Origin of the sequence: Neisseria sp. GT4A_CT1, assembly GCF_000227275.1 — a bacterium.
GTDB lineage: Bacteria > Pseudomonadota > Gammaproteobacteria > Burkholderiales > Neisseriaceae > Neisseria.
In genome coordinates this window covers 273,195-295,104 of record NZ_JH164964.1, presented here as the reverse complement: position 1 = coordinate 295,104, position 21,910 = coordinate 273,195, and the positions used below count along the sequence as shown (strand labels likewise).

Annotated in this window: 17 protein-coding genes and 2 pseudogenes; 6 read left to right on the top strand and 13 right to left on the bottom strand. The window is 52.7% G+C overall.

What is annotated here, in order from left to right; all coding sequences use genetic code 11:
- Positions 1-66: 66 nt before the first annotated feature.
- Both nadB and nadA read right to left on the bottom strand, forming a co-directional pair.
- Positions 67-1,611 (bottom strand): L-aspartate oxidase, encoded by a 1,545-nt coding sequence (gene nadB / locus HMPREF1028_RS01325; protein WP_009311017.1) that lies wholly within the window; start codon positions 1,609-1,611, stop codon positions 67-69.
- A 51-nt stretch (positions 1,612-1,662) separates the two neighbouring features.
- A complete protein-coding gene (gene nadA, locus HMPREF1028_RS01320) occupies positions 1,663-2,775 on the bottom strand; it encodes a quinolinate synthase NadA (RefSeq protein WP_009311016.1) in 1,113 nt (370 codons plus the stop codon).
- 202 nt (positions 2,776-2,977) lie between these two features.
- On the opposite strand from nadA, the gene HMPREF1028_RS01315 reads away from it, so the two are divergent.
- Complete coding sequence (locus HMPREF1028_RS01315; RefSeq protein WP_009311015.1) at positions 2,978-3,916, top strand: membrane protein; 939 nt, start codon at positions 2,978-2,980, stop codon at positions 3,914-3,916.
- Between the two features lie 73 nt (positions 3,917-3,989).
- Positions 3,990-4,871: a carboxylating nicotinate-nucleotide diphosphorylase gene (nadC, locus tag HMPREF1028_RS01310; protein WP_009311014.1), complete on the top strand. Its 882-nt coding sequence runs from the start codon at positions 3,990-3,992 to the stop codon at positions 4,869-4,871.
- A 163-nt stretch (positions 4,872-5,034) separates the two neighbouring features.
- Here nadC and HMPREF1028_RS14340 read toward each other — a convergent pair.
- The 4 genes and pseudogenes from HMPREF1028_RS14340 to aroE form a co-directional block, all read right to left on the bottom strand.
- Positions 5,035-5,154, bottom strand: a pseudogene (locus HMPREF1028_RS14340) (IS5/IS1182 family transposase); the annotation flags it as partial.
- Positions 5,155-5,402: 248 nt separating this feature from the next.
- A complete protein-coding gene (locus tag HMPREF1028_RS01305) occupies positions 5,403-5,969 on the bottom strand; it encodes a hypothetical protein (protein WP_009311013.1) in 567 nt (188 codons plus the stop codon).
- A gap of 101 nt (positions 5,970-6,070) precedes the next feature.
- Complete coding sequence (gene mtgA / locus HMPREF1028_RS01300) at positions 6,071-6,772, bottom strand: monofunctional biosynthetic peptidoglycan transglycosylase (protein WP_003756572.1); 702 nt, start codon at positions 6,770-6,772, stop codon at positions 6,071-6,073.
- Between the two features lies 1 nt (position 6,773).
- Positions 6,774-7,583 (bottom strand): shikimate dehydrogenase, encoded by an 810-nt coding sequence (gene aroE / locus HMPREF1028_RS01295; protein ID WP_009311012.1) that lies wholly within the window; start codon positions 7,581-7,583, stop codon positions 6,774-6,776.
- Positions 7,584-7,827: 244 nt separating this feature from the next.
- Between aroE and glnA the strand changes: the two genes are divergently transcribed.
- The gene (gene glnA, locus HMPREF1028_RS01290; RefSeq protein ID WP_009311011.1) at positions 7,828-9,246 is read left to right on the top strand and encodes a type I glutamate--ammonia ligase; all 1,419 of its coding nucleotides are present in this window, start codon (positions 7,828-7,830) and stop codon (positions 9,244-9,246) included.
- Between the two features lie 91 nt (positions 9,247-9,337).
- Here glnA and HMPREF1028_RS01285 read toward each other — a convergent pair whose 3' ends face one another.
- Positions 9,338-10,759, bottom strand: a complete 1,422-nt coding sequence (locus tag HMPREF1028_RS01285; RefSeq protein WP_198006974.1) for a surface lipoprotein assembly modifier — start codon at positions 10,757-10,759, stop codon at positions 9,338-9,340.
- 303 nt (positions 10,760-11,062) lie between these two features.
- Positions 11,063-11,434, bottom strand: a complete 372-nt coding sequence (locus HMPREF1028_RS01280) for a hypothetical protein (RefSeq protein ID WP_003762680.1) — start codon at positions 11,432-11,434, stop codon at positions 11,063-11,065.
- Positions 11,435-11,687: 253 nt separating this feature from the next.
- Between HMPREF1028_RS01280 and lspA the strand changes: the two genes are divergently transcribed.
- Both lspA and ispH read left to right on the top strand, forming a co-directional pair.
- Positions 11,688-12,206: a signal peptidase II gene (lspA, locus tag HMPREF1028_RS01275; protein ID WP_009311009.1), complete on the top strand. Its 519-nt coding sequence runs from the start codon at positions 11,688-11,690 to the stop codon at positions 12,204-12,206.
- Positions 12,207-12,232: 26 nt separating this feature from the next.
- On the top strand, positions 12,233-13,201 hold the full coding sequence (ispH, locus tag HMPREF1028_RS01270) for a 4-hydroxy-3-methylbut-2-enyl diphosphate reductase (RefSeq protein ID WP_003756592.1): 969 nt from the start codon (positions 12,233-12,235) through the stop codon (positions 13,199-13,201).
- A gap of 187 nt (positions 13,202-13,388) precedes the next feature.
- On the opposite strand, the gene fabG is transcribed toward ispH, so the two are convergent.
- Both fabG and HMPREF1028_RS01260 read right to left on the bottom strand, forming a co-directional pair.
- On the bottom strand, positions 13,389-14,135 hold the full coding sequence (fabG, locus tag HMPREF1028_RS01265) for a 3-oxoacyl-ACP reductase FabG (protein ID WP_009311008.1): 747 nt from the start codon (positions 14,133-14,135) through the stop codon (positions 13,389-13,391).
- 128 nt (positions 14,136-14,263) lie between these two features.
- The gene (locus HMPREF1028_RS01260) at positions 14,264-15,073 is read right to left on the bottom strand and encodes a hypothetical protein (protein WP_232203754.1); all 810 of its coding nucleotides are present in this window, start codon (positions 15,071-15,073) and stop codon (positions 14,264-14,266) included.
- 317 nt (positions 15,074-15,390) lie between these two features.
- On the opposite strand from HMPREF1028_RS01260, the pseudogene HMPREF1028_RS14335 reads away from it, so the two are divergent.
- Positions 15,391-15,498: pseudogene (locus HMPREF1028_RS14335) on the top strand (IS5/IS1182 family transposase); the annotation flags it as partial.
- 254 nt (positions 15,499-15,752) lie between these two features.
- Here HMPREF1028_RS14335 and HMPREF1028_RS01255 read toward each other — a convergent pair.
- The 3 genes from HMPREF1028_RS01255 to HMPREF1028_RS01245 all read right to left on the bottom strand — a co-directional run bounded on the left by HMPREF1028_RS01255 (position 15,753) and on the right by HMPREF1028_RS01245 (position 21,802).
- Entirely contained in the window at positions 15,753-16,817 is a 1,065-nt protein-coding gene (locus HMPREF1028_RS01255; protein WP_009311006.1) for a hypothetical protein, read from the bottom strand.
- Positions 16,818-16,935: 118 nt separating this feature from the next.
- On the bottom strand, positions 16,936-17,940 hold the full coding sequence (locus HMPREF1028_RS01250) for a hypothetical protein (RefSeq protein ID WP_009311005.1): 1,005 nt from the start codon (positions 17,938-17,940) through the stop codon (positions 16,936-16,938).
- A gap of 142 nt (positions 17,941-18,082) precedes the next feature.
- Positions 18,083-21,802: a glycosyltransferase gene (locus HMPREF1028_RS01245; RefSeq protein ID WP_009311004.1), complete on the bottom strand. Its 3,720-nt coding sequence runs from the start codon at positions 21,800-21,802 to the stop codon at positions 18,083-18,085.
- Between the last annotated feature and the right edge of the window lie 108 nt (positions 21,803-21,910).

Here is a 21,910-nt window from a genome sequence, read left to right as displayed (position 1 = left end):
GCCAAAAGGTCGTCTGAAAATCAGTTTTCAGACGACCTTTTATCTTTTATACGGAGGCATCCATCATCAGCCTGCCGCCTGCTTTTTCCAATCGACACGCTCTGTCAAGTCGGTATTGAAATGCGCACCAATGTTTTGCCGCCTTGCGTATGCGGCTTGGGCGACGGCGAGGCTGCATTCGAGCAGGTTGCGGTCTTCGTATTCGGACGCGGTGTGCGGCTCGGCTTGGTTTTGCTTCCAAAGCCGCAGTTGGGCGATGGCGCGGCGCAGGCCGGTATCGGTGCGGAGGATGCCCAGATGGCGTTGGTTAAAGGTTTGCAGGACGGGGCGGCTGAATGTGTTTTGGAGGTCGTCTGAAAAGATGCCTGCTTCGGCGGAGGGGTTTTCAGACGACCTTTTGGACGGTAAGGTTTGGAATGCTTGTCCGTCCGCGATGGTTCGGGCGGCAAGCCTGGCGGTCACGACGCATTCGAGTAGGGAGTTGCTGGCGAGGCGGTTGGCGCCGTGCAGCCCTGTGCAGGCGGTTTCGCCTAAGGCGTAGAGCTGCGGCAGGGAGGTTCTGCCGCTGGGGTCGGTTTGGATGCCGCCGCAGGTGTAGTGTTGCACGGGGCGGACGGGGATGGCTTGGCGCGTGATGTCCAAACCGCATTGGGACAGGCAGTGCCGATGGATGGACGGGAAATGCTGACGGACGAACGCTGCGGGTTGATGGCTGATGTCGAGCGAGACGAAATCTTGCGTTTGTTTGGCGATTTCGGCGGCGATGGCGCGGGCAACGATGTCGCGCGGCGCGAGTTCGGCGCGGCGGTCGTAATGCGGCATAAACCGTTCACCCGCTTGGTTGGTCAGAATGCCGCCTTCGCCGCGCACGGCTTCGGAAATCAGGAAGGTGCGGCCGTTTTCAGACGACCTTGCCAAGCCTGTGGGGTGGAATTGGATAAATTCGAGGTTTTCGACTGCGCAGCCTGCGCGTATCGCCATGGCGATGGCGTCGCCCGTGCATTCGGGCGGCGTGGTGGTGGCGGAGTAAATCTGCCCCAAGCCGCCGCCTGCGAGTACGGTATGGCGGGCGCGGATGCGGTAGGTTTCTTGCGTTCGGCAGTCGAGGACGGTCAGTCCGCACGCTGCGCCTGATTCGGTTTGAACGTCCAACGCCATCTGCCGCTCGTAAACGCGGATGTTCGGGCGGCGGCGTATTTGGGTAATCAGGCTCTGCATGACGGCTTCGCCCGTGTAGTCGGCGACGTGGGCGATTCGGCGGCAGGTATGCCCGCCTTCGCGCGTCAGGTGCAGGTCGTTATGATTCCGGTCGAACGCCACGCCCTGCGCCAACAGCCATTCGATTGCCGGTTTGCCCTGCGACAGGATGGCGCGGACGGCGGCTTCGTCGCACAAACCCGCGCCCGCTTCCAAGGTATCGGCAACGTGTTTTTCGATGTCGTCCTCTCCCGACCACGCTGCCGCAATCCCGCCTTGCGCATGACGGCTGGCGGTGTCGTCCAGCCGGTTTTTGCACAGGATGACGGTGCGGAACGATTCAGGCAGCGACAGGGCGAGCGTCAGTGCCGCCAGCCCGTTTCCGGCAATCAATACGTCGCAATCGTTTTGCATGGTGTTGTCCTTGTTTGAGGGGTCGTCTGAAATGGCAATACGGGCGGCAAATCAGGCGGGGCCCATGCCGTTGAACACATCTTTTTTCTTCAGCCCTGCCGCGAAGTCGAGCATACGCTGCAAAGGCAGTTTGGCGGCTTCGCCCAGCTTTCTGTCCAACAGGATTTCGTTACGTCCGCTTGTCAGGGCGTGTTTGATGCCGCCCAGCGAATTCATCGCCATCCACGGGCAGAACGCGCAGCTTTTGCAGCTTCCGCCGTTGCCCGCCGTCGGTGCAGCGATAAATTCTTTGTCGGGCGCCTGCTTTTGCATTTCGTGCAGGATGCCCAAGTCGGTCGCCACGATGAATTTTTTTTCAGGACGCGATACGGCGGCTTTGAGCAGTTTGCTGGTCGAGCCGACCACGTCGCCCAGTTCGATGACGCTTTGCGGCGATTCGGGATGAACCAGCACCACCGCGTCGGGATGCTCCACCTTCAACGCCGCCAGTTCCTGCCCTTTGAATTCGTTATGGACTATGCACGAACCCTGCCACAACAGCATATCCGCGCCCGTTTCGCGGCGGATGTAGTCGCCAAGGTGGCGGTCGGGTCCCCAAATCAGCCTCTCGCCGCGAGATTTCAGATACGACACGATTTCCAACGCCACCGAAGACGTGACCACCCAATCGGCACGCGCTTTCACGGCGGCGGAAGTGTTGGCGTACACCACCACCGTACGGTCGGAGTGTTGGTCGCAAAACGCTGAAAACGCCTCTTCCGGGCAACCCAAATCCAAAGAACATTCCGCTTCCAAATCAGGCATCAGCACCGTTTTTTCAGGGCAGAGGATTTTCGCGCTCTCGCCCATGAAGCGCACACCCGCCACCACCAGCGTACCGGCTTCGTGTTCCGCGCCGAAGCGCGCCATTTCCAGCGAATCGCCCACGCATCCGCCCGTTTCCAAAGCCAAATCCTGAATCAGCGGATCAACGTAATAATGCGCCACCAAGACCGCGTTTTTCTCCTTCAGCAAAGCCTTGATTTCGTCTTTCAGACGACCTGCCGTCTCGCGGTCGGGCGTATCGGCAACCTTCGCCCACGCCTGACGGATTTGGCAGGCGGAAGTCGGCGTCTGAATGAGGGGCATATCGTAGTCGAACGAGCGGCGGGCGGCGGTTTGCATGATGTTTCCTTGTAGCTGGTTTTTGAGGCGGCATGAAGGTTTGCCGTCTGTTTTTCAAACTGTTTTTATATTATGCTCAACTTGAGTATAATATGCAAGGTCGTCTGAAAACAGGTTTGCGATACCGCAAAACCGACCCGCTTCGTTCCGACAAACCGCTTTGGTTTACAATAAAGCCTTTCCCACCCGCAGAAAGCCGAGCATGGACGCCTACCCCGAAGCCGAAGCCCCGCCGCAAAGCATCGTCGAGCTGGTTCCCGTATTGATTGCCGTTACCGACGGCGGCCTGCGGGTGTTGACCGTCGCCCAAGGCACGCTCCTGCCCAACGGCCCGCTCTCCCCCCTGCGCAATTCCTTGCAGGCGGGCGTGAAGCTGTGGGTCGCCAAGCAGACTTCGCAGCCTATGGGCTATGTGGAACAGCTTTACACCTTTGTCGATACCCACCGCCGCAACGAACACGGCATGCCCGTCTTGTACGTCAGCTATCTGGGACTGGTGCGCGAGGCAGCCGACAGCATCCTGCATCCCGACGCGAAATGGCAGGACTGCTACAGCTATTTCCCGTGGGAAGACTTGCGCACCGATGGCGGGCAGCGCGACGCCGTCGTCAGCCGCCTGCGCATTTGGGCAAACTCGGCGGACACGGAGGAAGTGCGCCAAAAGCGGCTCAAGCGCATTCATTTGTGCTGGGGGGTCGAGCCGGAAAACTGGTCGGAAGAATACGTTTTGCAACGCTATGAAATGCTGTATGAAAGCGGCCTGATAGCGGAAGCCGCCGAGCCGCAGGCAAACTTCGACTTCGCGCTCACGGGGCAGCCCATGCGCCACGACCACCGCCGCGTACTGGCGACCGCCCTGTCCCGCCTGCGCGCCAAAATCAAATACCGCCCCGTGATTTTCGAACTGATGCCGCCCGAATTCACTCTGCTGCAACTGCAAAACAGCGTCGAAGCCATCAGCGGCAGATTGCTGCACAAACAAAACTTCCGCCGCCAGATTCAGCAGCAAAACCTCATCGAGCCGTCGGATACCGGCGTATCGGGCAGCAAAGGCCGCCCCGCGCAGCTTTACCGCTTCCGCGACGACGTCCTGCCCGACAGGCTGATTTCGGACATCGGGCTGCCGCTGGGCAGCCGTTAGCCCGTTTTCAGACGACCTCAAACGAAGTTTTGCCCTCGCCGCAACACCAATATTTTTCAACAAAGGAAACCCCATGTCGTCTGAAAACACCCTCTTCCCCCTGCCCGACACCCTGTTGCGCCCCATGGTCGAACAAGCCCTGAGCGAAGATTTGGGCAGGCGCGGCGACATTACGTCCGCCGCCGTCATCGCACCCGACAAAACCGCCAAACTCTTCCTCGTCAGCCGCGAAAACGGCGTCATCGCCGGCATGGACTTGGCGCGCCTCGCCTTTCAGACGATGGATCCGTCCGTCCGCTTCCAAGCCGAAATTCACGACGGACAAGCCGTCCGCGCAGGTCAGACGCTTGCTGCCGTCGAAGGCAACGCCCGCGCCCTGCTCGCCGCCGAACGCACCGCGCTCAACTACCTCACGCACTTAAGCGGCATCGCCACCGCTACCGCGCGTGCCGTCGCCGAAGTCGCCGAATACGGTACAGACATCGTGTGCAGCCGCAAAACCATCCCCCTGCTGCGCGTCCTGCAAAAATACGCCGTCAGAGCAGGCGGCGGCGTGAACCACCGCATGGGTTTGGACGACGCCGTGCTCATCAAAGACAACCACCTCGCCTATTGCGGCAGCATCGCCCAAGCCGTGCGGCAGGCGAAGCAGGCAGTCGGACCGTTGACCTACGTGGAAATCGAAGTGGACACGCTGGCACAACTGGACGAAGCCATCGCGGCTGGCGTGGAACGGATTTTGCTGGACAACATGGACGACGACACCCTGAAAGAAGCGGCAAACCGCTGCCACACGCAAACCGCCCACCCCCACACCGTCTATTGCGAAGCATCGGGCGGCATCGGCTTCGACCGCCTGAAGCGCGTAGCGCAAACCGGCGTAGACGGCATTGCCCTCGGCTATCTGACCCACAGCAGCCGCTCGTTGGACATAGGTTTGGATTTCGTGGCGTAAATTTTGCCGAAGACAGCGGCGCAGAAAGAAATCCATTCAAAAACGCCCGTTTCGTCATTCCCGCACAGGCGGGGTAAAGATGACGAAACGGGCGTTTTCTGGAGCGGATTAAAATTGCAATGATAAGGCGTTGCCAACGCCATTATGGACTTTAGCTAAATTATAGTGGATTAACTTTAAACCCGTACGACGTTGCCTCGCCTTGCCGTACTATCTGTACTGTCTGCGGCTTCGTCGCCTTGTCCTAATTTAAATTTAATCCAATATACTTTATTTTCGACACGCAACTTACCGCTTGTCGTCATTCCCGCGCAGGCGGGAATCCATTTTTGAAATTCAGAAACCTTTTTTTAAACCAAGATTTCTCAAGTTTTACAATGGATTCCCGCCTGCGCGGGAATGACGGAAGAACGTATCGAAACTGGGAAGATAGGCGATATATGTGATACGGCAAACAAGGTTACAGTTGCACAAAGGTCGTCTGAAAACCCGTCACATGGTTTTCAGACGACCTCAAAATCGGATACCTGCTTATTCGCTTTCAACCTTCTCTATCTTGCGGCAGGCGATTAAAGATTCGCCGTCGGTGATGCTCATGGAAGTTTGATTGATATCGAGAATTTGGTAATCGGTGGATTTAAAACTTTTCTTGGCGGCCATTTGTTCACTGAATTTCATATAAGAACGGTCGGTTTCGCGGCCTTTGGCGGTTTTTAAGTCTTTGACGTCAAACAAACGTTCCGAGCCTGCGCTTTCAAAAGTCATGACGATATGCCTGTCGTCTTTAATGCGCCAGAAGCCGTTGTACCATTCCCGATAACGTAAGGGAACTGCGTCGTTCAGGTTTTCTTCTTTCCACTCAATCTCGATATAGCCTGCCCATAAATGCGCCGGCAGTTTGTCCTTTTGCTGAAACTCAATAAATTTCGGCGCAAACGAATGGATATCGCGTTGCGCTTTCAATTCGCAGTCCCATGCCCCGAAAAGCTGCTCTTCCTGCTTTTGCAGGGAGACTTCGGATTTCGCGGCAGGTGGCGTATTCGTTCCGCAGGCAGTCAGAAGCAATAAAGACAAGAATAAGGGTTTTATTGGTTTCATTTCCATTCCTTTGTTTTGTATATAAGTCGACCTACCATCGCTCCTGATTCAAACCTCCCGACAGGTTGTCTGAAAACCCATCACATGGTTTTCAGACGACCTCAATCCATATCGCTTTCAGGCAGCTCCGCCGACCCCATGCGGCGCAGGATGATATTGGTCTTGTTGCGCAGGCGTTTGCTTTTTGGATTGTCGGCGTAAAACAGCGGCGCGGGGACGCGGGCGGCAAGTTTGGCGGCCTGCTGTTTGGTCAGGTTGGCGGCGGGTCTTTTGTAGAAATACTGGGACGCGGCTTCTGCACCGAATACGCCGTAGTGCCATTCGATGGCGTTCAGATACAGCTCGAAAATGCGGTCTTTGTCGGTAACGGCTTCCATCATCGCGGTAATCGCGGCTTCTTCGCCTTTGCGGATATAGCTGCGGCTTTCGTTCAAAAACAGGTTTTTGGCAAGCTGTTGGCTGATGGTCGAGCCGCCTGCTTTGACTTCGCCGCTTTGTTTATTGCGCTTGATGGCGTATTGGATGCCGCCCCAGTCGAAACCGCCGTGTTCGGCGAATTTGGCATCTTCGGAGGCAATCAGTGCTTTTTTCAGGTTGACCGAAATGCGGTCGTAAGGTACCCAGCGGTAATCGAGCGCGACATCTTTGCCTTCGCTTTGAAACTGCCGCATCCGCATCGCCATGAAGGCGGTTTTATTCGGCGCGACGGCGCGGTAAGTGATGATGTTGCCGTACACGTAAGCGTTGAAAAAGATAAATGCGCCCAAAGGCAGGGCAATCAGCCATTTGATGATGCGGAACATTTTATAACTCTCTCATATATTGGACGACGGGCAGGACATTGGGTGCGAAACCGCGCCAAAGCCGGTAGGAAGCTGCCGCCTGCCCGACCAGCATGCCCAATCCGTCGGCGGTTTGTTTTGCACCTGATTGGCGGGCAAACGCTAAAAACGGCTCTGCCGCTTCGCCGTAAACCATATCGTAAGCCAAGGTGCAATGTTCAAAGACTTTGGGCGATACGGCGGGAAGCTGTCCGCTTAAGCCGCCGGATGTGCCGTTGATGATGATGTCGAAGCCGCCTTCCAGTTCATCCAAAGGTATGGCTTCAATATCGAAATGCGCCGCCATTTCCGCCGCTTTGGCGTGGGTCCGGTTGGCGATAACGATGCACGCAGGGCGGTATTCTTTCAAGACGGGAATGACGCTGCGCACTGCACCGCCCGCGCCGAGCAGCAAGACGGTTTTGCCCGACATTTCCACGCCCAGCCTCTTTGAAATATCGTCCGTCAGTCCGAGCCCGTCGGTATTGTCGCCGCGTATTTTACCGTTTTCCAGCAAAATCAGCGTATTGACCGCACCCGCCGCCAACGCGCGTTCGGAATGTTCGTCCGACAAGGCAAACGCTTCCTGCTTGAACGGTACGGTAACATTCGCCCCGCGCCCGCCGTCGGCAAAAAACGCTTCGACCGCCTGCGCGAAACCGCCGATGTCGGCGCAAATGCGTTCATATTCGATTTCAACGCCTTCCTGCAAGGCAAACTGCCGATGGATTTGCGGCGATTTGCTGTGTGCGACGGGGTTGCCGAAAACGGCATAACGGGGAGCAGTGTTCATAAAAATCCTATCCGGCAGGACAAATGCAAAGACCGCCCATTATAACCGCCTTTGCCGCCTCACACCGCTGTTTTCCAATAAATCCAAATACGCATCGGATTGTTGACAATCAGGTCGTCTGAAACTATATTCCGCAAGTCAGAAATTTAACGGATTTGCGGTTTCAGACGACCTTCGGCGTGATAAAATGCAGCAGATTTTCCGCGAGATTGCGTATCCGTTACTTCCCATTTAGGAGCCGAAAATGTCTATTAAAGACGCAGTAAAACTGATTGAAGAAAGCGAAGCCCGCTTCGTAGATTTGCGCTTTACCGATACCAAAGGCAAGCAGCACCACTTCACCGTCCCCGCCCGCATCGTCCTCGACGACCCCGAAGAGTGGTTTGAAAACGGTCAGGCGTTTGACGGTTCGTCCATCGGCGGCTGGAAAGGCATTCAGGCATCCGACATGCAGTTGCGCCCCGACCCTGCGACTGCCTTCATCGACCCCTTCTTCGACGACACCACCGTCGTCCTCACCTGCGACGTCATCGACCCCGCCGACGGTCAAGGCTACGACCGCGACCCGCGCTCCATCGCCCGCCGCGCCGAAGCCTACCTCAAATCCTCCGGCATCGGCGACACGGCATACTTCGGCCCCGAACCCGAATTCTTCGTCTTCGACGGCGTAGAGTTTGAAACCGATATGCACAAAACCCGTTACGAAATCACGTCCGAAAGCGGCGCATGGGCAAGCGGCCTGCACATGGACGGTCAAAACACCGGCCACCGCCCTACCGTCAAAGGCGGCTACGCCCCCGTCGCGCCGATTGACGCCGGACAAGACCTGCGCTCCGCCATGGTGAACATTTTGGAAGAACTCGGCATCGAAGTCGAAGTCCACCACGCCGAAGTCGGCACCGGCAGCCAAATGGAAATCGGCACTCGCTTCGCCACCCTGGTCAAACGCGCCGACCAAACCCAAGACATGAAATACGTCATCCAAAACGTCGCCCACAACTTCGGCAAAACCGCCACCTTCATGCCTAAACCCATCATGGGCGACAACGGCAGCGGCATGCACGTCCACCAATCCATCTGGAAAGACGGTCAAAACCTGTTCGCAGGCGACGGCTATGCCGGCTTGAGCGACACCGCGCTCTACTACATCGGCGGCATCATCAAACACGCCAAAGCCCTGAACGCGATTACCAATCCGTCCACCAACTCTTACAAACGCCTCGTACCGCACTTCGAAGCGCCGACCAAGCTCGCCTACTCTGCCAAAAACCGTTCCGCGTCCATCCGCATCCCGTCCGTGAACAGCAGCAAGGCACGCCGCATCGAAGCGCGTTTCCCCGACCCGACCGCCAACCCATACTTGGCGTTCGCCGCCCTGCTGATGGCGGGTTTGGACGGCATTCAAAACAAAATCCACCCGGGCGACCCTGCCGATAAAAACCTCTACGACCTGCCGCCGGAAGAAGACGCACTCGTCCCAACCGTCTGCGCGTCTTTAGAAGAAGCCCTCGCCGCCCTCAAAGCCGACCACGAATTCCTGCTGCGCGGCGGCGTGTTCAGTAAAGACTGGATCGACAGCTACATCGCCTTCAAAGAAGAAGATGTCCGCCGCATCCGCATGGCACCGCATCCGCTGGAATTTGAAATGTATTACAGCCTGTAATCCGCATTTCCTGTCGGGCTAAACGAAAGGTCGTCTGAAAACCTTGTTTCTAGGTTTTCAGACGACCTTTTTTATCGTTCAAAGCAAACTGTCAGAACGTTTTGCTGAATTCGACAAACATTCTGGTTTTGCCGTATTCGTAATATTTGTCGTTGCTCCATGTTTTGTGGTGGGCGACGGTCAGGCGCGGGGTGATGCCTTTGAAGTGGAAAGCGCGGTGCCACACGGCGAGCGAAATATCCGCTTCTTTATCGCGGCGGTTTTCCTGACCGCTCAAAAGGCTGGGCGTTTGATAACGGCGTTGCGCCGCACTCAGCCGCAACATGGTGGACAGCCCTTTGCCCCATTCCTGCCCCCATGCGGTACGGAGGCTGTAACGGTCGAAGCTGTCCGATTTGTCTTCTTTATTGCGTTCCTGATAGATGTCAAAACCGCCGACCCAGTATTGGCGGGCGTTTCGGTAATAGACGACGGAATTGCTCAGCAGGCGGTTGTTGCTGTCGGAACGGGCGCGGCGGGTGTTTTTCAGACGACCCATTTCAACGGCGCTCAAGGTTTGCAGCTTAGGCTGCCACCAGCGGTTGATGTGCAGGCGCGCACCGCTGGAGTAGGTGTACGGGTCGTTGCCGTAGAAGCGGCGTTCGTGGAACGGGGTCAAGCCGATGTCGTTGCGCTGGTCGGCATAGCCTGCGCCTACTGAGAAGCGGGTGGTTACGTCGTTATACTTGGTTTGTTCGGGATAAATTTTGCCGTAATTGTCCGCGCCTGCCGTAACGTACCAGCCTTTGGGCAGCGACCATTTTTTCTCTGCGCCGAGTTGGTAGTTGATGGCGGTGGCGTCGATAGGCTCAGGGAAGGTCCAGTTGCCGTATGTGCGGCGGCTGGGGGCTTGGTTGATGTTTTGTTCGCGGGTAACGCTCAAACCGGCGTTGAATTTCCACGAATCGCGCTCGCGCAATGCTTTACGGTAGGATTCGATGCCTTTGACGAGCGGCTCGGGCAGGTTGGCTTCTGTTTTGAGTTTGTCGAACTGGTCGGCGGCGGCTTCGTTTTGCTTGTCTTCAAACAAAGCAGTGGCAAGCTGCCAGCGGACGACGGGGGCATCGGGGTTTTCAGCGATAAATTGACGGTAATACCCGATGGCTTCTTTCATTTTGCCTTCGTCTTGGGCAACCAATCCGTGCGCGTAGAGCGCCATGTTTTTATCGTGTCCCTGCCATTGTTCGTAAATCGGCAGGACGACTTTGATGCCCGCGATGTTGCGCGACACAACGGCGGAATACATGGCGCGGGAAAGCAATTGGGGATTGTCGAGCAGGGTTTTGGCATCGACGTTGACGACTTTTTCAGACGACGTTTCGGCGGCAGGTTTGGCCGCTGCTTCTTCGACAGGGGCAGGTTCTGCCGTTTTGACCTGCAACTCGGGGGCAGGCTGGTTTTGAGGCTCGGGTGGCACGTCGGCGGCTTCCGCTGCGGACACGGCGAGCAGGGAGAGGAGTAAGAGTGTTTTCATGTTTTCGTAAGACGTTTGGGTTGCAATGGTGCATGAATCTGCGTTTTTTATTTGAGGCGAAACCATATCGGGCATTTTGGTGCTTTCGGGCATGGTTTTGCTTTATATTGTTTTGAGCGCGGATTTTACCGTGTTTTACAGTAAAACAAAATATTGCGGGGGCAAATAAAACGATACGACATGATTCGGCTTTGACCTAAACCACAGTAAATGCCCTGCTCTACCGTTTGGTTCTGTTTGTCCAACCAAACAAAAAGGTCGTCTGAAACCTCTTTTCAGACGACCTTTCCGGTATTTTTCGATTTAGCGTTTGTCCAAGTCTAAATCAGCTTTGTATTCGATGCGGCCGTGTCCTTTGTTTTCGATGGACACGTCCAATTCTTGTCTGCCACGTTTGAATTTCAAATCGGCATCGTCGTGTTTGATTTCAGATTCGACCACTTGAAAACCTTTGCTGCGCGCGTGGGCGATGACTTTTTTCGCCAAAGACGGAATCGGGTTGCCGCGTGCGGGCAGCTCGGCTTCGTATTCGAATTCGCCGTTGCCCTGACGGTCGGCTTTAACCGTATGCGCGCCTGCGGGAAGGTAAATTTCGGCAGGAAGCGGGGCGGCGAAGGCGGTGGCGGAGAAAAGCGCCAAAATGCCGGTTGCCAATAAAGATTTTGTTTTAGCCATACTGTATCCTTTCGGGGAAGGCATATAAAAACGCCGCCATGTTATCGGCAAGGCAACACCCTATCAAGCAAATAAACCTTGTTTTACGTATGACAGTGTTTTTGCACGCAGCGTTTACGCGGTTTTGCGATAACCCTGCAAAACCCTGCGCCTTGCCCTGTAATAAAAGGTTTTCAGACGACCTTTTGAAACACGGCTTTTGCGCTTTCGGGTAAAATAGCCGCTTTGTTTTTATTCAGGCAGCTTCAACCAAATGTCTTCCTCCCTTTCCAAAAAAACCGCCTACCTGCTGATCGCGCTGACCGGCATCGCGCTTGACCAACTGACCAAATGGGAAATCCTCGCCCACTTCCAAGAAGGCGAGCGACTCAATATTATCCCGTCCTTATTCGACCTGACCCTTGCCTACAACCCCGGTGCGGCGTTCAGCTTTCTTGCCGACCAAGGCGGCTGGCAGAAATTCTTTTTCTTAGGGCTGGCACTCGTCATCAGCGCCTATCTCGCCCGCGCCATCCTGCGCGACGAGTTCCGCCTTTCGGGCAAAATCGGCTCCGCCATGATTATCGGCGGCGCGCTCGGTAACGTCATCGACCGATTGATTCACGGTCATGTCGTTGATTTCCTACTGTTTTACTGGAAGGATTGGTATTATCCCGCGTTTAATGTTGCCGACAGCTTTATCTGCGTCGGTGCCGTTTTATTGGTTTTGGACGGACTGTTCCACAAAAAACAACCCAAACCGACCGACGAACCAACAACCGACAACCCATAAGGTCGTCTGAAATCCGGACCATACACATGACCCAAAAAACCATCATCCTTGCCAACCCGCGCGGCTTCTGCGCCGGCGTTGACCGCGCCATCAGCATCGTCGAGCGCGCGCTGGAAGAATTCGGCGCGCCGGTTTACGTCCGCCACGAAGTCGTCCATAACAAATTCGTCGTGGACAACCTGCGCGAAAAAGGCGCGGTATTCATCGAAGACCTCGCCGATGTACCCAAAGGCGCCATCCTGATTTACTCGGCACACGGCGTATCCAAAGCCGTGCAGCAGGAAGCCGCCGAACGCGGGTTCCGCGTATTCGATGCCACCTGCCCGCTCGTGACCAAAGTCCACAAAGAAGTCGCCCGCCTCGACGCGCAAGACTGCGAAATCATCATGATCGGACACAAAGGCCACGTCGAAGTCGAAGGCACCATGGGACAGCTTCCGCCCGGCAGGATGCTGCTGGTCGAAACCGTTGAAGACGTCGCCGGACTGCAAGTCAAAAACCCCGACAAACTCGCCTACGTCAGCCAAACCACCCTGTCCGTCGATGAAACCAAAGACATCATCGCCGCGCTGAACGCCCGTTTCCCCAACATCCGCAATCCCCACAAAGAAGACATCTGCTACGCCACGACCAACCGCCAAACCGCCGTCAAAGAATTGGCGGAAGAATGCGACATCGTCATCGTCGTCGGCTCGCCCAACTCTTCCAACAGCAACCGCCTGCGCGAAGTTGCCGCCCAACGCGGCGTCGATGCCTATATGGTCGACAACGCCGGCTACCTGCAACGCGAATGGTTCGAAGGCAAACACAAAGTCGGCGTCACCGCCGGCGCATCCGCCCCTGAAGTTTTGGTCAGGGAAGTCCTGCAAACCATACAGCAATGGGGACACGAAACCATACGCGAAGGCGAAGGCGCGGAAGAAAGCATCGTCTTCGTCCTCCCCAAAGAGCTGCGGCGCGAAGGCGAAAACAAACAGATATTGAACAAAGGTTAAACTGTTTATCCCAGCCTTTTCATCCAAGCGGCAAAACAAAAAGGTCGTCTGAAATCCGTTTTCAGACGACCTTCTTTATAGTGGATTAACTTTAAATCAGGACAAGGCGACGAAGCCGCAGACAGTACAGATAGTACGGCAACGCCGTACTGGTTTAAAGTTAATCCACTATATTTTGCCAGCCGAATCAAGGCATCAACATGCCGCCGTTGACGTGCAGCGTTTGACCGGTGATGTATTTCGCTTGGTCGGAAGCGAGGAACAAGACCGCATCGGCGATGTCCTGCGCTTCGCCGAATTTGCCCAGCGAAGTTTGCGCTTCGAAGGTTTTGCGGGTTTCTTCAGGCAGCGCGCGGGTCATGTCTGTGTCGATAAAGCCGGGGGCGACGCAGTTGACGGTAATGCCGCGGCTGCCGACTTCGCGCGCCATAGATTTGGAGAAACCGATCAAGCCCGCTTTTGCCGCGGCATAGTTGGTCTGACCGGCATTGCCCATCACGCCGACGACGGATGTGATGTTGATGATGCGGCCGGCACGTTGCTTCATCATGCCGCGCAAGACGGCTTTAGAGGCGCGGAACACGGATTTGAGGTTGACCTGCATGATGTCGTCCCACTCTTCTTCTTTCATGCGCATCAGGAGGTTGTCGCGGGTGATGCCGGCGTTGTTGACCAGAATGTCCAGCTTGCCGAACGCTTTTTCGATGTCGGCAATCAGGTTTTCGATGGTTTCGGGTTCGGCGGAATTCAATGCACGGCCTTCGCCGCCCCATTGCGCCAGACGCTCGCTAATTGCTGCCGCGCCGCTTTCGCTGGTTGCCGTACCAATGACTTTGGCACCTGCCGCCGCCAGCGTGTCGGCAATCGCTGCGCCGATACCGCGCGATGCGCCTGTTACCAATGCGACTTTGCCGCTTAAATCTTGTGTGCTCATGTTTACTTCCTTGTTTTGGGAATGGAGTCTGTTAATTTCAGACGACCTTATAGCATAAATAGTGTGATGAATCTAATTTTTGAGGTCGTCTGAAAACATCAAAGGCTTTCAGACGACCTCAAAGAGGCTTACTCGGGTAACGTGATTTCTTGATACGGAGGCAGATCCAATATGTATCTCAACCAGTTGTCGAAGCTGTATTTTTGGTAGATTTCGGGCGGCAGCTCGCAATAGGGTTTGTCGAGAAACGCTTCCATGCCGTCAAAGGTTTTGCCGTCCCAAATATAGATATTGTCGGGATGATAAAAATCGTATTTGGCAACTTCGGCATTGGTGGTAATGAGCTTTTTCCGATAGCCGACCGACTCGATTGTCCGAAACGATAAACCCGTATGCACCGCCGCTTTAAAATCCAGCAAGACGCGGCTTTGCATTTCGCGTTTGATGTTGTCCTCGAACGTGAGCGGCTCTGCCGTCGCTTTGATACTGTCGGGATAAACATCGGAATGTTCGTTCAAACTGCCGTCGTTGACATGGAATATCGTGAAATCGACTTTCCAGCCTTTCTTTTCAGCATATTCGGAAAAAGTCGAAATGGCTTTGTCCCTGCCAAGATCGGGAACATGCGATCCCAGAAAATAAAAATCGTAGCGGTTGTCGGTATCGGTTGGTTGGTCTACTTCAAAATAAAAATTGGCGGCGGGAATGACTTTATCGCGATATTTCCGGTTATCTTCAGGATCGAAGGCATACACTTTGTCGAAAATATCGATGCTCTCCCATATTTTGGGAAATCTGTCCAACCCGTCCCATTGGTAGGCCACCATCAGCTTTTCGGTTTTTCGCTTGACCTGTTCCAGCAGATACTTCGGATAGATTTGTCCGTTTAAAAACAATGCGTAATCGAAATACTCGTATGTTTTTATTTTCTCCATCATTTCTTGATAAATTTTCGTGAAATGCCGAAGCCGGGCTTTTTTCCTCAAAATTTCTTTTTTCTTTTTCTGCTTCAGGACTTTTTTGCACCAGAATGCCCCCAGCCTCATTTTTAAAGACGAATATTTGAAGGGGGGCGCGATATGGTTGTAGCTGATATCGACAACTTGAAATCCTTGTTTTTCTAAATTTTGGATAAGCAATTTATAAATGTCGTTAACTTGGTACATGCCTAATAGGATAATAGGTTTCCGAGACATGGTATGTGTCCTCCTATTGATTTTAAAATCATCAACTTATTATTGTTATACAGATGAATAAATATAGTGGGTTAAATTTAAATCAGGACAAGGCGACGAAGCCGCAGACAGTACAAATAGTACGGCAAGGCGAGGCAACGCCGTACTGGTTTAAAGTTAATCCACTATCTTGTTGCCCTGTTCAAACTGACCTTTGAAAACAGGATAGGTTTCAGATTCGGGAAACGGCAAGCGGGAGAAGGTACGGCAAACCGTACATTCTCGATGTGAAAGATGTCTTTTAACGGACAAACCGCCTGTGTTTGAACAGCCGGCGTCCGCGCTGCATCGTTTATTGTGAATAGACTTTGAAAGTGCCAAAGCACTCAGTGAATATTTTCCCTTTTATTTGTACCGCCTATCCCGCAAATCTGCTTCTCCGCTATATCTGTTTAATAGCATCCCTGTCGATATGCGGCAGCCCGATCGGTATGTTCGGCTCAATATCGAATGCGCAGTTTATCCAGTTGCTGAAGCTGTATTTGCGTTTCAATTCCGGCGCGATGGGGACGAACGGTCGGGTCAGGAAGTCTTTGAGTTCGTCGAGATTGCTGCCGTTCCAGTAGAACATATTGTCGGGATGGTAAAAATCGTAATGCACGATGGTCGGATTGGTGGTAATCAGTTTTTTATCCAAACCGATGGCCTCAAAAATCCGCAAAGACAAGCCGTAATGCTTGCGGTTGAGGAAGTCGACCAATACGGAAGATTTGGCGGCTTCTTCTAAATTCTGGCGGTAAGACAACGCGTTGGCAAACGAGAAGAACTGTACTTCGGGGATGCCCAGTGCGGCTTGCTCTTCGGCGATTTTCTTGCTCGCCAGTCGGAAGTCGATATCCAAACCGATGGCGCGTGCGGCGTCACAGAATGCGCGGATGTCGCTGTTGCGGTCTTCTGCGTACGATCCGATAAAGAGGATTTTGTTTTCGGTTTTTTCAGACGACGTGAAGCTGTCGAAATAGAAACTTGTGGTCGGATGCAATACATGGTCGTATTCGGGCAGCTTGTTTTGATCAAACGGATCGAAGAAATAAAATTTGTCGAAAAACTCGATATTTTCAAAATCTTCTTTCAGGAAAGTCAGCGCTTCCCAGTTGTAATAGACCATCAGTTTGGCGTGGTTGCGCAGCTTGGAAATAAACTCTTTCGGATACGCACCCAGCCAAATCATGAAGCAATAATCCGCCTGCTCGGGATATTGTTCCAACAACGCTTCCAGCCGCTCTTCCACCAAACGGAACATCACCCGTTTCTTGAAATCCATTCGTCCGAGGACGTTGCGGTACCAGATTTTCTGCATACGTTGGAAGATGCTTTTATATTTGAATTCTTTTTCTTCGTAAGTCAGGGACAGTACGTCGAAGCCACATTTTTCCAGATTCTCAATAATGAGCTCGTGGATTTTAAACAGCTCCGGCATAGCCAGGATAACGGTTTTCTTTTTCATAATCGTCGTACGGTAAAGAGGAAGGGTCGTCTGAAAATATAGTGGATTAACTTTAAACCACTATACAATCAGGCAATGATGAAATTCTTAAAACGGCTGCGACACAGGTTCGCCTTCATTAATTGCCGATACCGAGCATACGGTTGAGCCATTGGGTAAACGAATATTTTTCTTTGATATCCGGACTGACCGGCTGATACGGGCGCGCCAAGAAATCAGGCAATTCGTCCAAGCTGCCGCCATCCCATAAAAACACATTTTCGGGATGATAAAGGTCGGTATCCCGTATGCTTTGGTTGGTCGTAATCAGTTTTTTATCGAACCGCAGGGCATCGAAAATGCGGAACGACAAACCGTAATGGTCAAACTGGGCAAAATCGACCACTGCCCCGCAGCTTTGTACCTTGCTTAAATTGTTTTCAAAACTAAGGATGCTGCTGCGGTCGAGATAAGTGATGCCTTTTGTGCCGAAGGCTTTTTCGGCGCGGTCGTCTTTGCAATAAATATGGAAATCCAAAGGCAGCCCGAGGCGTTCCGCTTCGCTGATGAAATGCTTAGTCTGCCCTTCCCTCCTCAATTCGTAGCCGCCGAGGAAGTAGAGGCCGCCGTTTGACGGCAATTCTGGGACAGGAAAATCGAAGTAGAAATTGGTCGTGGCTTTGAACCCGCACTCCGGATATTGCTTAATATCTTGCGGGTCGAAAACCCAGCATTGGTCAAAATAATCCAAATATTCCAAGATATCGGGGAATCTTCCGATGCCGTCCCATTGGTAATTGACGCATATTTCACTGTGCGCACGAATAGCAGCAATGATTTCTTTGGGATAAATGTTGGCACGGATACACAAGGCGTAATCCGCTTTTTTGCCGTTTAACGAACCCAGCTTGCGTGCAATGTCATCCCGATAACGGCTATATTTCAAAACCTTTTTGTAGTCGCCGTCTTTGGCAACATATTTGTAATATAAGTTTTTCACCCTGCTCGCCATATTGGGATAAAAAGAATCCCTGTCGTCGTAACAAAGGTTGACGACGTCGAACCCCAAAAAACGCAGATTTTTTTCGATGCACTTGTCGAGTTCGTACATATAGGGTACGGCAAGGATGATGGTTTTGTTCATGATTCGGGTGGGGTACAGTTAATCTTAGCTACTTCAACTCATTGGATATTGGCTTGGCGGCACAACGCTGTACAGATTTAAATTCATTCGCTGTCATTTTCAGACGACCCTTTTCTGCCATCGAAAGGGTCGTCTGAAAACATCAATCTGCTTGGTTCGACAGTATTTCTTGATATAGGCCTGCCAATTCGTCTTTTTGTTCCGCAAAAGTCCGAATATGGTTTTTCGGCAATTCAATGACTGCGCCGTCGTCCATCGCTTGATAGCGTTCGCAGACTTTGGCAATGGCGCGGCTCAACTCTTCCACGCCGCTGTCAAACGGAATGACCGTGCCGTTTTCGCCGTCGATAATGTCTTCGGACACGCCGCCTGCATCCGTGGCGATTACCCAAACATCACGCAACACCGCTTCCCTAACCGTCAAGCCGAAACTTTCTTTCCATTGGGTCGGGAACAGCAAAACATCGATTTCCGAGAAGAAATAGTCGATGGTGTCTTGGCTGTAAGCAGGTTCGATGCGGAAGCGTTCCACGCCGTCGAAATCGCTGTCAAAAAACGAACGTGCGCCGACATTGAGCATATTGTCCACGACAACCAGTTCGGTATTGGGGAAACGGTGTTTCCTGAAGGCTTCTAAAATCAGATGAACGCCTTTGATTTTGGTTTTTCCGCCGACATAGCCGAAGCGGATAACGTCTTTTTTCCGTTTGGATATTTGACCCAAGGGGCGGGTAACACCGTTTTTGTTGACGAGGACGTTCCTGCCCAAGGTTTTTTCATGCAGTTCGGCAAAATATTTGCTGGGCGCAAGCAACATATCGATTTTCGCCAAGGCGCGGGCTATGGTTTTGCTCCGTTCGTCTTCGGTATTCCATTGCTCGCGGAAGACTTCATTTTCGTCAAGCATGAACTGGTTCGGACAAATCCACCATGCGTCATGCAGGGTAACGAGGGTTTTGACACCAGCTTCCCGACAAATATCGACCATACCGACACCCATGCTTTGAATGCAGTGGATATGGGCGATGTCGGGCTGTACGAGTTCGATGATGTCTTTGACAGCTGCATCAAAACGCGGGTTTTCGTGGGCGGCTGCATCTTCTGAAGGAACGGCAACGCCGAACACGGTCACTTTGCCGTATTCGTAACGGATGACACTGTACGGCGGCAGCCAGCTCTTCATCGGCAAAGTCGTTACCGCATATATTTCGTAGGCTTCTTCATCGGCAAGCAGTTTGTTCAGTTGCTCGGCAACAATAGTCGCCCCGCCAAACGATTGCGGATGATAGTAAACATTAAACGATAAGACTTTGGTTCTCCCTTTTGCGGCAGATTCAAAACGGACGGCGGGTGCAAGCTGCGTGCTGCCGATGGCTTGCGGGCTGTATGTTTCCGTGACCGTACGGTATGCCGCCTGCGCCATACTGTCGCGCAACTCGGGATTTTGAATCAGGGTGTCGAACGCTTCATGCCATTGCTGTTCGTTGTCTGCCAGAAAACCGTTTTCGCCGTTAACAATCACATCGGCGAAAGCCGCCCTTGGCGAACATACGGACGCCACTTTGGTAATTGATGCTTCAAGGTATTTGATATTGCTTTTGGCATCGTTGAAAACGAAGTTTTCCAAAGGCGCAATGCTGATGTCGCATTCGGACAAATAAGTCAGGTATTCCGTATAGCTGCAAAATGGGATGCGCTCGATTTGGCTTTGTACTTCATCGAAATATTCGGGCAGCTCCAAATAGCCGATGATTCTGAACCTGACATTCGGATTTTCTTTCAATATGTTGGCAAGCGCGGGAGCGGCTTCCAAAAAGTCGATGTTGTGCGTTTTGGTGCCCGAACCGTAAATAATCCGAATCAGACCGTCTTCTTGTTTTTTCAGACGACCCTCAATGCTGCGTGCCGCTGCCAGCGTTTCATCATCCAGCGCGTTTTCAACCACATAAACGGTTTCCAAACCTGCTTCCTTCATGGCTTTTGCCAGCCCGGAAGTCGAAGCGATGCCTTCGTCGCACGCCAACATGGCTTGACGGTAAAGTTTCGCGCCGTTGATCACGCCTTCTTTTTCAGCCGGTTCAAGCGAGTTGATGGTGCTGCTGGTTTTCAGGACATCTTCGTCAAAAATCAAATCATCAACATCCCATAATGTTTTGATGTTCAGACGACGGCATTCCGCAATTAAATCCATTACGCTGTCAAAACCGGGAACGCGGTAGAAAATCACCAAACTTGCCAAAGAAATCTGTTTCTTGGCTTCGTTGCTGTCCGTCCAGGAAGTCACGGAACAAGGAATACCCAGCTCTTCAAGCATTTCCTGCTTTTGGATAACGCGGTATTTTTTGCATTGCGGAATGCTAAGTTCGGCAATGATGGCAACTTTAGGCGCAAGCGTGTCGGCAGCATGTTTGGACAGCCGCTGGATAAACGTTTGCGGAATCGGGTCTGCCTGAACACCAAGAACTTCCTGTGCAATAACAGGCGAAGAACCGACTGTTTTTAAAAGCTGTTTTACGCTTTTAATCGAATGGGTTTGCTTGTAATGGCGGCGTAAAAACTGATATGCCTTGCCGATACTGCCCTTCTCGCGCACCAAAAGACGGAAACCTTTGCGGTAGCGGTTGGCAGAGCTGATGGCCTGTTCGGTTTTAACGAACGGTTTGAATACCTTAACCGTCCACAACCCTTTGTATTTTGCCAATCGTTGGCTTTCCTGACGGATGTGCTGCTCCAATAAAGCACGGTTTTCATTGAGTCCGTGTATAGTTTGCTCGAACGATTGTCTGTTTTCGTTCAAGGTATGGATGGTGTGTTCGAGCGACTGTTTTTCCTGCTGCAAGGTATCGATTTGTTTTTTCAGCAGTTCGATTTGTTTGTCTTGTTCTTTCGATTGCTCTTCTGCTGCCTGGCTGCGCACCATCAACTGCATCAACATGTCGATTTGCTGTTGCAGAGACTCGGTCTGCTTGGCAGACAGTTCGGTTTGTTGCAGCAGTTTTGCCATTACATGCTGCAATTCTTGGTTTTGATTTTGCATATTGGTATTGTCTTCTCGCAATTGAAGGTTTAGCTCGGATAAAGATTGGATTTGTTGTTCTAGTAAGGATATTTTTTGAATACAGTCGGAATATCCCAAATGATATTGCATAAACAGCGCGCGGTTTTTCTCATAGACTTTTTGCCAGTCTTCGCGGTTTAAATCAGGATTTTGTTCCAAGCGGTTAATCAGTGATGACCCGTCACGGCGTTTGCGGTAGCGGAACAACACTTCCGGAATACGGATAACGGTTCCGCCGTTGCTTAAGAGGCGTATCCAGAAATCCCAGTCTTCGTGTGTCGTCAGGTTTTCATCAAACCCACCCAAGGCGGCAAAATCTTCGGCGCGGTGCATGGAGACGGATGAAGGAAAACGGTTGCCCATCAACAGGCTTTCCAAACCGTCATAATCCGGCAGATTCCATAAGCCTTCTTGCGCATCGAAATATTCCGCCAACGGATACACCAGCTTGCAGTCGGGATTGTTTTCCAAAACCGTGACGCATTTTTCGATGTAATCCGGCAGGATGAGGTCGTCTGAATCGAGAAACAGAAAGTATTTGCCTCCCGCCAGCCGCGCCGCATGGTTTCGGGCGGCGGCAACACCTTGATTGTTTTGTACGGCGTAACGTATTGCAGGCTTGTCCGCCAGAAACTCCCTCAAATAATCGGCGTGTTCCGGGGCGGAGCCGTCATCAACAATGATGATTTCAAAATTCTGATAACTTTGGTTAAGGACGGACCGGACGGTTTCTACAATGTACTCCTTACAGTTGTAGTAAGGGATCATCACGGAGACGGTGGGGGACTGGGCTTGATGATTCATGCGGATAGTTCCTTTCTGTCTGTTCGGCAGCCTTCCTTGTCTTGCAGCTTGGTGTTTTCAGACGACCTTTTAGACAAATCGTCCTTCAACTGACCGACAGGTCGTCTG